This is a genomic window from Veillonella fallax, from assembly GCF_020687175.1.
In the GTDB taxonomy this organism is placed as follows: Bacteria; Bacillota; Negativicutes; order Veillonellales; family Veillonellaceae; genus Veillonella; species Veillonella fallax.
Genome location: NZ_JAJEQD010000011.1, coordinates 20,669 through 33,804 on the forward strand (window position 1 = coordinate 20,669; position 13,136 = coordinate 33,804).

13 protein-coding genes are annotated in these 13,136 nt (G+C 37.9%); 1 reads left to right on the forward strand and 12 read right to left on the reverse strand.

Annotated elements, in window-relative coordinates; translation table 11 throughout:
- Positions 1-42: 42 nt before the first annotated feature.
- The 9 genes from LKD20_RS06335 to ilvB all read right to left on the reverse strand — a co-directional run bounded on the left by LKD20_RS06335 (position 43) and on the right by ilvB (position 10,247).
- The gene (locus LKD20_RS06335; protein WP_227721210.1) at positions 43-1,230 is read right to left on the reverse strand and encodes an aspartate aminotransferase family protein; all 1,188 of its coding nucleotides are present in this window, start codon (positions 1,228-1,230) and stop codon (positions 43-45) included.
- A gap of 82 nt (positions 1,231-1,312) precedes the next feature.
- Complete coding sequence (argB, locus tag LKD20_RS06340; RefSeq protein ID WP_227721211.1) at positions 1,313-2,170, reverse strand: acetylglutamate kinase; 858 nt, start codon at positions 2,168-2,170, stop codon at positions 1,313-1,315.
- 10 nt (positions 2,171-2,180) lie between these two features.
- Positions 2,181-3,131, reverse strand: a complete 951-nt coding sequence (gene argC, locus LKD20_RS06345; protein ID WP_227721212.1) for an N-acetyl-gamma-glutamyl-phosphate reductase — start codon at positions 3,129-3,131, stop codon at positions 2,181-2,183.
- 122 nt (positions 3,132-3,253) lie between these two features.
- Positions 3,254-4,264 carry an ornithine carbamoyltransferase gene (gene argF, locus LKD20_RS06350; protein WP_255621307.1) on the reverse strand — a complete coding sequence of 337 codons (1,011 nt, stop codon included), beginning with the start codon at positions 4,262-4,264 and terminating at the stop codon, positions 3,254-3,256.
- A 31-nt stretch (positions 4,265-4,295) separates the two neighbouring features.
- Complete coding sequence (locus LKD20_RS06355) at positions 4,296-5,480, reverse strand: M20 metallopeptidase family protein (protein ID WP_227721213.1); 1,185 nt, start codon at positions 5,478-5,480, stop codon at positions 4,296-4,298.
- A gap of 351 nt (positions 5,481-5,831) precedes the next feature.
- Positions 5,832-7,154, reverse strand: a complete 1,323-nt coding sequence (locus LKD20_RS06360; RefSeq protein ID WP_227721214.1) for a fibronectin type III domain-containing protein — start codon at positions 7,152-7,154, stop codon at positions 5,832-5,834.
- A gap of 94 nt (positions 7,155-7,248) precedes the next feature.
- Complete coding sequence (locus tag LKD20_RS06365; RefSeq protein WP_119207259.1) at positions 7,249-7,836, reverse strand: beta-class carbonic anhydrase; 588 nt, start codon at positions 7,834-7,836, stop codon at positions 7,249-7,251.
- A gap of 162 nt (positions 7,837-7,998) precedes the next feature.
- Entirely contained in the window at positions 7,999-8,511 is a 513-nt protein-coding gene (gene ilvN / locus LKD20_RS06370; RefSeq protein ID WP_156719064.1) for an acetolactate synthase small subunit, read from the reverse strand.
- Positions 8,512-8,519: 8 nt separating this feature from the next.
- The gene (gene ilvB / locus LKD20_RS06375; RefSeq protein WP_227283100.1) at positions 8,520-10,247 is read right to left on the reverse strand and encodes a biosynthetic-type acetolactate synthase large subunit; all 1,728 of its coding nucleotides are present in this window, start codon (positions 10,245-10,247) and stop codon (positions 8,520-8,522) included.
- 193 nt (positions 10,248-10,440) lie between these two features.
- Here ilvB and LKD20_RS06380 point away from each other — a divergent pair, with 193 nt between their 5' ends.
- Positions 10,441-10,719 (forward strand): hypothetical protein, encoded by a 279-nt coding sequence (locus LKD20_RS06380; protein ID WP_005385785.1) that lies wholly within the window; start codon positions 10,441-10,443, stop codon positions 10,717-10,719.
- A gap of 53 nt (positions 10,720-10,772) precedes the next feature.
- On the opposite strand, the gene LKD20_RS06385 is transcribed toward LKD20_RS06380, so the two are convergent.
- The 3 genes from LKD20_RS06385 to LKD20_RS06395 all read right to left on the reverse strand — a co-directional run bounded on the left by LKD20_RS06385 (position 10,773) and on the right by LKD20_RS06395 (position 13,042).
- Positions 10,773-11,102, reverse strand: coding sequence for a nitrous oxide-stimulated promoter family protein (locus tag LKD20_RS06385; RefSeq protein WP_005385779.1), 330 nt, complete (start codon positions 11,100-11,102; stop codon positions 10,773-10,775).
- 9 nt (positions 11,103-11,111) lie between these two features.
- Entirely contained in the window at positions 11,112-11,927 is an 816-nt protein-coding gene (locus LKD20_RS06390) for a class I SAM-dependent methyltransferase (protein WP_227721215.1), read from the reverse strand.
- Positions 11,928-12,286: 359 nt separating this feature from the next.
- Positions 12,287-13,042 carry a LemA family protein gene (locus tag LKD20_RS06395; protein ID WP_105086308.1) on the reverse strand — a complete coding sequence of 252 codons (756 nt, stop codon included), beginning with the start codon at positions 13,040-13,042 and terminating at the stop codon, positions 12,287-12,289.
- Positions 13,043-13,136 lie beyond the last annotated feature (94 nt).

Below are 13,136 nucleotides of genomic sequence, written 5' to 3' on the forward strand. Positions count from 1 at the left end.
CGCAACTATTTTAAATGATATTTATAAAAGTTATCCTTAAAATTATTTTGCCGCTAACTCTTCAATAGCTTCAGCTACAATAGCAATCGCTTTTTCCAATTGGTCTTGAGGAATATTAAGAGCTGGTAAAAGACGTACTTTATTTTTCGCAGACAAGCATACAACGCCCTTTTCAAGACATTTAGCAATGACTGCTTTAGCATCAACTGTGGTCTCAATGCCGAGCATAAGCCCCATACCACTAACACCAATAACACCAGGCTTACCAGCTAATGTAGATTTTACGTATTCCCCTTTTGCTTTTACAGAATCAAGGAATTCAGGAGTTAACCGGCTAATGATAGTATTGCCTGCTGCCGCACAGATTGGATTGCCACCAAAGGTTGTTGCATGAGCACCTGCATTTAACACATATTGCATCTTTTCATTGAATAATGTAGCCCCCATCGGAAGGCCACCTGCTAAACCTTTTGCAGTAGATACTACATCTGGCTCAATGCCAAATTGTTGGTATGCGTATAGACTACCAGTACGGCCATTACCAGTTTGTACTTCATCGATTAACACGAGTTGATCGTGTTCATGAGCATATTTTGTTACTACTTGTACGAACTCTTTATCTAGTGGCATAACGCCACCTTCACCTTGAATAGGTTCCATCATGATGGCACAAACTGCTGGATTATCAAGTGCTTTTAAGGCCGCATCAATATCATTAGCAGGTGTATAAATAAAACCTTCTGTAAATGGGAAGAAATGTTGATGGAATACATCTTGGCCAGTGGCAGACAAGGTAGTAATAGTACGACCATGGAAGCTATTAACCAAGGTGACGATGACATGACGACCTTCACCGTATTTATCATGGCTATATTTACGAGCTGCTTTGATGGCACATTCATTAGACTCTGCACCAGAGTTAGAGAAGAATACCTTCTTCATACCTGTTTTAGCGCACAGTTGTTTTGCCAATTCAATTTGTGGCAAAGAATAGTATAAATTTGAAATATGGTTCAACGCATGAGATTGTTTTGTCACGGCCTCTGTCCATTCATCGTCATCGACACCAAAAGCCGTTACACCGATGCCAGATCCCAGATCGATGTATTCTTTACCAGTTACATCCCATAAGAGGGAACCTTTACCTTTTTCAAAACATACGTTAAACCGGCCATACGTATTGGCTATATATTCTTTATCTTGCTGTTCAAAATCCATTGTATTATTCATAATATCCTCCACACATACGGCCTTGCCGCCGTCTATCTATATGAAAGGTAATCAGATGATTACCAACATTACATCTACTGTTTTAAGCTACAAACATAGTACCAAGACCTTCATCGGTCAATAATTCGATAAGAATGGCATGTGGAATTTCACCGTTGATGATGAATACCTTCTGTGCCCCTGCTTCGATGGCCTCTAAACAGCAATCTACTTTAGGAATCATGCCTCCTGCAATAATTCCATCCACTTTTAATTGCTCTGCCTCTGCCATTGTAATTTTTGAGATTAGAGACTCTGGATCATGCACATCTTTGAGTACACCATCAATGTTAGTCATGGCCACCATAGTTTCTGCCTTGAGGGCACCAGCAATTTTTGCGGCTACCGTATCAGCATTAATATTATATGTCTTGCCATCAGCCCCCATACCAATGGAAGAAATGACAGGAATATAACCTCTACTGATAACATCATCGATAATACTTGTATCAATCGTATCGATAGAACCTACATAACCAAGCTCATCATTTTGTTTATGAACTTGAATCATATTACCATCCACACCACAGAGACCAACAGCCTTACCACCAAGGTCTGTTAAATCTGCTACAAGGCCTTTATTAACCTTGCCGGCTAATACCATTTGTACTACATCCATTGTCGCTTCATCAGTGACACGCAAGCCATTTGCAAAATGCGATTCAATTTTCATGGCATCTAGTGTGCTATTAATAGCTGGTCCACCGCCATGAACGAGAACAACCTTTACGCCTACTAATTGGAGTAATAACAAATCCTTCATAACAGATTTTTTTAATTCTTCATCAATCATGGCATTGCCGCCGTATTTAACGACTACGTACTGATCTGTATATTGTTTTATATATGGAACGGCCGCCGTTAGTATCTGCGCCCGCATTGCATTTGATACATCCTTCATAGTATTACCTCTACCCCAATGCTAATCCAGTCTCTTCTGGCAAGCCTAACGCAATATTCATGCATTGAACGGCTGCACCAGATGCACCTTTACCTAAATTATCAAAAATAGCATGAACCATGATGCGTTCATCATTACCTGTCACATAAATTTTCATTCTATCCGTATTGCTTAACTGATTGGCATGTAACATACCCGTATTACTAGTGTCAGTAAACGGTACCACTGTAATGATAGTACTATCTTTATAAAAGTCTTCTAATACCTGTTGCACTTTATCAATACTGATTGGTTTTCTACACAAGCGACTATGAATACCAACCGTCACCTCCATGCCAGAATAGTAGTCATCAACGATAGGCATAAAAATAGGTGCTTCACTAAGACCACATACATGTTGAACTTCTGGCAAATGCTTATGTTGTTGACTTAGACCATATTGGCGCGGTGCATAGAGGAAATAATCCTTTGGATTACTTTCATATTGGCCAATCATTTTTTTACCACCACCGCTATAGCCGGTTAAGGATGTAATGGTGAAAGGATAATCTGTTGGCACAAGATTTGCTTTTATAAGGGGCGCAATGCAAGCAATCATGCCACTCGCGTGACAACCGGGATTTGCAATGTGTTTTTCTGTGGCAATAGCCTTTTTATAATCAGTACCGAGTTCTGGGAAACCATAGGCCCATTCATCAGCAGTTCTAAACGCAGTAGATGTATCAATTACCTTACAAGGTAGCTCACCGATAGCAGCCATAATCTCTTTAGATGCCGCATCAGGCAAGCAGAGAAATACAATATCTGCCCCTTTAGCTACCTCTTTAATAGCCTCCACATTTTTACGATCCTCATCAGCTGTAGCTAATAGCTCTATATCTTTTCTATCGGATAACCGTTCATGAATTCTTAAACCTGTTGTGCCTTCATGACCGACAATAAATACTTTATAGGGTGTCATAGTAAACCTCAATTCTCACCTATTGGTGACTCACACCTATTTATTCAATTCTCAGTTATTACTTTCAGCGATTATAAATAGGAAACAAACTATACGATTCATCACCTTCTAGGGAGATGAAATTATTTCATTGGATAGTCACTAAAGGTAGCAACCATAACGGCCTTAATCGTATGGAGACGATTTTCTGCTTCTTGGAATGCTAAGGAATTTGGACTTTCAAATACCTCTTCCGTTACCTCAATACCATTCATGCCAAACCGTTCAAAGATATCTTTACCTACTTGTGTTTCTGTATTGTGGAATGCTGGCAAGCAGTGACAGAATTTGGTATTTGGATTACCTGTTAATGCCATCATTTCAGCGTTAACTTGGAATGGTTTAAACGTATTGATACGTTCTTCCCACATATCGTATGTATCACCCATAGTTACCCATACACCTGTATAAATTACATCTAAGCCTTTAACCCCTTCAGCTACGTTATCTGTACATGTGATGGTAGCACCTGTTTCTTTTGCAACCTTCAAACATTCTTCATAGAATGGACCGGCTGGCCAGTATTGTTTAGGTCCGATAAGTCTAAAGTCCATACCCATTTTAGCGGCGCCACTCATTAAGGCATTACACATATTAGATTGACCATGACCCACATAAGCATAGGAGATTTCATTCAATGGTTTATCAATATTTTCTTGAAGCGTCAAAAAATTCGCTAGTGTTTGTGTAGGATGATCCATATCGGTAAGACCGTTCCAAATAGGAACCCCAGAATATTCTGCCAAGGTATCTACATCCTCTTGAGCAAAGCCTCTGAACTCGATAGCATCATACATAGATCCTAGAACACGAGCTGTATCTTTTAAGGATTCCTTTTTATTCATTTGGGAACCTGTAGGGCCAAGATATGTTGTCTGAGCCCCTTGATCCGCAGCACCTACTTCAAAGGCACAACGAGTCCGGGTAGAATCTTTTTCAAAAATTAATGCAAAGTTTTTACCTACTAATGTTTTGATTTCTTTGCCAGCTTTTTTATCGGCTTTTAACTTTGCAGCCAAGTCCAAGAAGTATTTAATTTCTTCTGGTGTGTATTGAAGCATTGTTTTTAATGATGTATGTTGTAAACTCTTCATAATAACCTCTTATTTCAAACTACTTATTTAACTACTTTTCTTGTAAAAATTCGGCGGCAATAGCAGCCATCATTGTTATACCAGTTTCCAGGATGCTTTCATCAATGGTGAAAGCCTCATTATGCAAGGCCGGATTACCCTCAAATCCAGTACCTAACCAAAGGAAAGCACCTTTTATTTTATGAAGATACGCGGAGAAGTCCTCTGCAGCCATAGACGGGAATTCAGGATGTACCACAGCTTCTTTACCAAGATATTTCTCTACAATAGATGTAGCATAATCAATGGCGTCTGGATTGTTGATAGTAGCACCATGACCACGTTTATAATCTAAGGTACTCTCTGTTTTTAATAACATATCGAGAGCTTGTAAACTTTCACCAAGACGTCGTTCTATATAATCCCGTTTTGCTGGTTCATAGGTACGGCATGTTCCTTCAAGGTATACATCGCCACAGCCTATATTGTATCTGTCGCCACCCTTGATAACACCGATGGTACACACGAGATTTTCCATTGGATTCGTTTCACGAGCCACAATAGATTCTACGTTTACAATCCAGTTTGCGGCTGCTACGATGGCATCTACCCCATTATGAGGCTCCGCTCCATGAGTTGATTTACCTTTAATATGGACGAGGAAGTGATCCGATGCAGCCATCAAATTACCTTTTTTTAGACCTACCGTACCAACCGGTAATTGTGGCCATACATGAAGTCCATATATTTCATATACATCATCAAGAATGCCGCTATCTACAATACCTTGTGCACCTGGGAGTAATGCTTCCTCTTCGGAAGGCTGGAATACGAGCTTTACGGTACCATGCAATTGGTCTTTAATAGACTGTAAAATAGCTGCAGCACCAAGCAAAATCGCAATGTGGCTATCATGACCACAAGCATGCATAACGCCGTCATTTTCTGATGCAAATGGCAATCCAGTAGTTTCATGTATGGGTAAGGCATCTATATCAGCACGCAATGCAATGACTGGTCCAGGTTGAGTCCCTTCGATTTTACCGATAACGGCATAATCAGAAACATCATTTACAAAGGGAATGCCTAATTCACCAAGAACCTTTTGAATAAATAAGGATGTATTTTTTTCTTCACCAGATAATTCTGGATGACTATGAATATGTCTACGCCATGCTACAACTTGTTCTTTATATTGTGCGGCATATTTCTTGATCAAATCTTGTAATGTATTCATTACTCTATCTCCTTTATACACCATGTGTATATTTTATACATTATTAGCGTATTTTTATAACCTATGTACGTATTATAATACTATCAGTCGTTTTATTCAAGTTTTATACAAATTTTCTGTATTTTTATTTGTTATACTATGAATTAATTTTTATCATAGTCCTTAGAACTGTAATTTACATGAACTTAATTTAGCATATAAAATATATAATAAATATATAATTATCATTTATATGTTTACCTATTTAAACTATAAATCAGAGAAAACTATTTGTATAAACACACAAAAAGACACCTTCCAAGGAAGGTGTCTTTTGCTTATATATTCTTATATTCTTATATTCTTGTGCTTCTATTTCTCTATAACCGACTCATCTAGCTGTGTACCGTCTGGTAAGAAAGCTTTTACTATTAATTTATTCGGTGTAACAGTCATCGTCATATAGTTATTCTTATCTCGATCTGGTGCCACATATACATCTAAAGGATGTTCTTTCCACTTAGGGCGACGAGCATCTCCGGCAATACCAGTCAGAATATATAATGGTCCCGAAGCATCTCGATCAAAGTTACGTACATGCCCTCTATTACGATAAGAATGTAAATGAGCTGACAATACTAAATCTACATTAAACTCATCAAAGATAGGCATAAACAATACGCCCTCTTCGTCGAATCCTACATCACGACTTGCGCCAGGGCGGTCAAAGGCATATTGGAATGGATCCCGATGCATGAGAACTACGGTCCACTTTTTAGTATTAGCTGCTAAATCTTGGCGTAACCACTGAACCTGTACATCGTATAAATCAGGATGATGTGTATCATGATTATCTTCATGATTGCTTTCATATAACATTGTATCTAATACAACGTAATGAACATCACCGAAGTCATAGGAATAATAACGACGATTAAAAATTTCATTTCCATTAGGCGGTACTGCGAAGTAATTCAAATACGCATAAGGCTCGCGCATTTTCCAATCTAATGTATACATCTCATGATTGCCTAATGTCGTTGCTAACGGCACATTAGCACTCAACGGTCTAATGGAATTTAACCAAGTGCGCCATTGATAGTCTTGTTCCCCATTATCTACAAGGTCCCCCATACTAATATACAGGGCTGTCCTTGGATTGCGATGTGCTGAGTCCTTTACAATCTCTTCCCATTGAGAATAATCCCCCGACTGAGAGTCTGGATATATGAGCACATCATAGACACTAGCACCAGCCGTTTCCAGGGAGTACCAATCACTACGGCGATCACTGCCATAACCAACGCGATATTCATATTTAGTATTAGGTGTTAACCCTGTCAATGTAGCCTCATGAATATAGGTAGTACTGCCGTCATCAGTAAAAACTTTATCCGTTGCCCCTATCGTTTGAGTATTTTCAGAACCTGCTAGACGATACTCTATTACCGCATCAGCTTCGCTGCTATCTGATTGCCACATAATAGTACGACTTGTGCTGTTATCTTGAGCTACAATTTGTCGAATGTAACGGCTTTCCGAATCAAGGAGGGGTTTTATCTCTTGGCCACTAACCACAGCTGCAGTCCGTGCAATTCGACTGTATATAGTATCCCTATATACATAGCTACCTACAATAGCACCAAACACGGTAATAATAGCTAGTAAGGATATAATTAATCTTTTTTTGTTCATATAATTCCTTTATTAACTAAACTGTTTGACTAATATTTAATATGAACACATTATAAAACTTAAACTTAACTTTAAGTCAAACAAGATTTACCTACTATTTTTCGTAATATTGCTTCATTTGTGTATAGCCATTAACGATGACTTCAATTTCACCTGTTCTAGGATGGAAGATAAGACCGTGAATAGGTACGTCTTTCGGAATCAAAGGATTCATACGCAATTCGTCTACAGTGTCTTCTACATTTTCAGCAGGGTGTGTAAATCCATCTGCCCAGCGTTCCATTTCTTTACGGACCATATGAATCGCTTCTGGTGCAATACCACGAGCCAACATTTTTTCTGTTAGATCTTTTGCCGTAGTTTTTGCCATACCACATTCGTGATGACCAATGATAAAGATTTCGTTGACGCCTAGCTCATAAATACATACAAGTAAACTACGTACAACGCCATCAAAGGGACCTGTAATACAGTTCCCTGCAGTCTTTACAATTTTCGCTTCACCGCGGCCAATATCCATGGAATCTTCTAAGAAGTTAACAAGACGTGTATCCATGCATGTAACGATTGCCATTTCACGACTAGGCATCTTACTGCATTTTGTATCTGTTTCTACGTAACCTGTATTTTGATCTTCTACATATTCTCTATTATGGGCTAAAATATCATTTAATAAACTCATAGTACCTCCTATATAAAAAGACCTTGGCATACAACCAAGGTCTCTATATCAATAATGGTCGATATAAATATTATATCATATTCAGTTGTATCCATTCTAAATCACTACTAGTCTTAGATCATTATTCTCCAAAAATAGATTTAGAATAATTAGAGTTAAAACTTATCTATCAGGTGTAGATAGTGCTTCGATAGCTACGCTACCACCGCGTACAACTTCAATGCGATTAACAAACATATCTTTAAATAGAGCAATCATGTCGTTATTTTTGGATACTGTTTTTACACATTGTACGAGAACAGATTTGCGGTTATAATCGACTACCAACAAGTCAAAGGTTTGAGCAATACGGAAGATTTCTTGTTTATCTGCTTCTTTGCAACTGTTCACCTTAATAAACAATAGTTCTTTCTTTGTAATCGGCATATCCGTAAAGTCGATAACCTTAATTACCTCTACACTGCGATTAAGCTGTTTAATGATTTGTTCGTATGTCAAATCGTCACATGTAAGCTCAATGGTCATACGGGACATGGTATGATCTTCTGTCTCCCCTACAGTCAATGTATCAAGATTATAATTTTTACCTGCGAAGAGGCCTGAAATTTTAGCCAATACGCCGATTTGGTTCTCTACATACGCTGAAATACAGCGTTTTTCCATATGTAATTCCATAGCCCCTCCTATTTTTTATCCTTTAATAACATATCGCTTAAAGATTTGCCGGCTGGTACCATTGGCAATACATTGAGCTCCGTTGGAATGATGAACTCAAGTAATGTAGGACCATCTTTGAAAGTATCTGCCAATTGGAACCCTTTTTCGATATCCTCTACCTTAGTAATGCGCATTGCCTTTGCACCATAAGCTTCTGCCAATTGTACAAAGTTTGGAACATATTCAAACTCATCATTATCGATCATATCACGCGTCACAATGGAGCTTTCATCCATCAATAAATTTGTACACGCATATCGTTTGTCGTAGAACAATTGTTGCCATTGACGTACGTTACCAAGGAAGCCATTATTCAAAATGATGAGAGTTACTGGTAAACGGTAATGCATAGCTGTGGCAAACTCTTGGATATTCATTTGCACGCCGCCATCACCGCAGATAGCAAATACACGTTTATCAGGGTTGCCAATTTGGGCCCCTAACGCCGCTGGGAACCCATAGCCCATCGTACCAAGTCCACCAGATGTCAACATTTGGTGTTGTCCTTTAATTTCGAGGAACTGAGTAGTCCATAATTGATTTTGTCCTACATCAGTAGCAACAATAGGTCGCGCATAGTGGTTATTAATATAATCAATAACAATTTGAGGTGTTAAGCCCTCTTCACCCGCTTGTGTAACAGGGCGCTCAGCCTTAAGTTGTTGTAATTGCGCAGGCCATTCACCAAGATCATGAGGTTCAATATATTCCAATAATTTTTCAATAGCTAATTTAGCATCTGCTACGATTGGAATATCTACCTTAATATTTTTAGAAATAGATGCTGCATCCACATCAATATGGATAATCTTACAATTTTGTGCAAAGGTACTTAATTTGCCTGTAATACGATCGTTAAAGCGTGTACCAATAGAAATCATTACATCACAATCAGTGAGGGCCACATTCGGTGCATAGCCACCATGAATACCAATATTGCCCAGATATAAAGGATGTCGACTATCGATAGCACCTTTCCCCATCAATGTAGTTACAGCAGGAATGCCTGTTTTTTCTACTAGCTTCATCATGAGGTCGTTAGCACCACTAATGCTAACGCCACCGCCTAATAAGAATAGTGGTCGTTTAGCCTTGCTGATAATAGAGCATGCTTTTTTTACTTGTCCTACGTGAACTGTTGTATTTGGTTTATAGCCACGAATATTGACTTCTGTTGGATACTCATCAGAGCCCATAGCCTTTTGAATATTTTTCGGAACATCCACCACTACAGGACCAGGACGACCAGTACGGGCAATATAAAAGGCTTCTTTCAAAATACGGCCCAGCTCTTTACGATCACGAACGGTAACAGCATATTTACAGATATTGCGCACAATACCAACCGTATCCACCTCTTGGAATGCGTCATTGCCCATGAGGCCCAAGTCTACTTGACCTGTAATACAAACGAGAGGCACACTATCTGCATAAGCAGTAGCAATACCTGTTACAAGATTGGTAGCACCTGGTCCAGAGGTTACCATACAAACCCCTACCTTACCGGTGCTACGAGCATACCCATCAGCAGCATGAGCTAACGCTTGCTCGTGACGTGGCAAAATTACTTTTACCTTATCTTGTTTATATAATTCATCCATGATATCGATGGTTGCTGCCCCAGGATAGTTGAATAGTATATCTACCTGCTCCTCTTGAAGGGCCTTCACCACATATGCTGCGCCTGAAATCATAGGTGCCTCCTTAACTATGTAAAAAATGCATATCGCATTCTCAATATTCTCATTTGATATATCTAAAAAATTGAATATCTTATATAGATGTGTTATACTCAGTAGTGTACCACATGTTGTGGTACATGAGTATGTAATAAATCTCAAATTATAGAAATATATATTAATTTTGTCTGGAAAGGACTGTAAAACCATGAAAGAAATCTTAGGTTTCCACTTAAACGGTTGCCCTTATTGTGCAAATGCATTCCGTGCTATCGATGAACTTGTTGCAGAAAACCCTGCATATGCAGACATTCATATCAACTGGGTTGAAGATCAAGACGCTCATGAGCTCTTCAAAACTCACCCTTATGAATACTATCCAAACTTATGGTTCGACCTCGACAAACAATATGAGGCTCAACCTGGTGAAAGCTATGACCAAACAAAAGCATTAATCAAAGCTGTATTGGACAAAGCAATCGCGTAATCTAGTATTACATAAAAATGTGATAAATCCATTAAGAAAGAGGCTAGCAAATGCTAGCCTCTTTTTTTGTCTTTCCATTCAAGGTACATATGTCTAATTACCTGTATTGGTGATACCAATAACATTCTAGGGCCCCCATAGCGCATGATCTCACGAATTTTTTCACGATAATTAGGTGCATAGCAATGGGTTTTACATACACTACAGAATGTTTTACTTTCCATATGAGGACATGCATCAATGCGATGCTCCGCATATTCCCAAACCTGCTCGCAAGCCTCACATAGCTGCCCCTTAGGAGTATGATGCTTATTATGACAATAGATGCCAATAATTTGGTACATAGTTTTTAGTTCTAACTTACGTTTTTCATCAACTGTCATACTACCCTCCTATTTCACAGACCATGATACCCACGCCACTTTATCAACCGTTTTATTATGGATTTCTCCATTAATGGCTAATGGTTCAATAAGATTTCTAATTTCTACTTTCATATCTTCTATATCGCCCCATGTATTATTATGAAGTCGCATAGCAAAGTAATTAACTGCTTTATCAAGGCTCATAACCTCTGTTTCAGGCACTGTCTTATAGGTTACTTTTACATTATGCCCTATTTCATGAATAACATCTAAACATGCTTTCATCTTACCATCCCAAGGGAATGAATCGCGACCAAAGAAATGTTCAGATAACATATCTACTGTTTCATCGCTGCGTTCACTAAAAGCAATCCACAAGCATTTGTCCTTACTTGATTCATGCATGGCGTGAATGTTTTCTACATCAAACATGATAGGGCAAAAAATACTATATGTTAAATCAAAGGTTTTATCCCATTTTAGTTCACGGCGAGTTTCATCAGACCACGGTGCAATATACAAGCTAAGATCTAAACCTTCTGCCTCTGCTAATTGTTTAGCACCACGAATCATACCATCAGATAAATCTATACCGGTTGCCTTATGACCTTCACGAGCCAATCCTAATGCATAGTCACATACACCACAGCCAATATCAAGGGTACAACCGCCTTTAGGGGGCAAAAGATTTTCATCCTTCAAGAAGGATAAAAACTCTGTAACCTGCGCCTTACGATCGTCCCGATTGTGCATTTCTACAAAGTAATTAGATCGATTATTCCACGCATCTTGCTCATTACGCCAAGTTTTGTCGACGGTGAGTTCTTGTATTCTATTTGTCATTCTATCTCCTCTATATCACTACATCAAAACTATGCAATGATACAATTTAGTACTTTATTAATCTTAATTAGATAATCTATATATTATTCATCATGTCCTATATGCCTAGTGTTCCCGCTAGGATGTTCAGATTTTCACAAGGACACTCTTATTGTACATCATTCTCAAAATAAAATGTGTTACTCAAATCACATTTACACGTTATCTTGATATTATTAAATATATATTTTTACATAAATGCTATATTAGACGGTATTTTCAAAAACAAAAAACTCCACTCAACGAGTGGAGTCTTTTATCTCTCATTTTACAAATAGATTTATATACTATCTGCTCATATACATCAATTGAATATATGATTACTTCTCTTCTTGTTTCTCTACTGAAGCAGACGCCTCTTCAATTTTAGGAGCTTCTGTTTCAGTTTTCTCTTCAGTCTTTACACTCTCATTATTAGAAGAAGATTCACGCTCTTGTTTAAGACGTGCTTCTCTCTTCGCTTGTGCTTCTTGCTCGCGTTTTTCAAAGGATTCTCTAATTTTATCTGTTGTATCCTTCAACTTGTCTGTGCCCTTTATAGCAAGATCTTTAATTGCTTCTGGATCAGCACCACTAAATTCAGCTAAAGCCTCTTCATTATTTGGATCAAAGAATGGGGCCTGTTTAAATCCCAATAAGGATGCCACAAATACCATTGGAATTTGGGCAATCTCACTATTATACTCTTTTACTTGGAAGTTATAAGTCTCACGTTTATTAGAAATGAACGTTTCATTTTCACTAATCGCTTCTAAGAATTTACTATATTGAGTATTGGCTTTTAACTCTGGAAATTGATTAGCTAAAGCTGTAATATTTTGAACTGCTTTTGCTGTTTCACGAGCCATATCTACAAAGTTATCAGACACTTTTAATTGAATTAATTTTTCATAATCATCATACTCATTTACAAGACCTGTAAACTGATTAACAATAGCTACTTTTTTCTCGTAAGCAACGATAATATTGGCACGTGCCTCTTTAATCTCTACAGTCAATTTTTGTAGTAAATTGTATTGCTTAACAAAAAAGAAAATTAAGAATATAATTATAAAAAATATAAGCGTAGAAAACATAGAACTCTCTCCATTTCGATTACAAATAACCATGCAATTTTGAGAATATTATACATATGTAAGATATAACCAATATGAAATTTCATTCATGAAG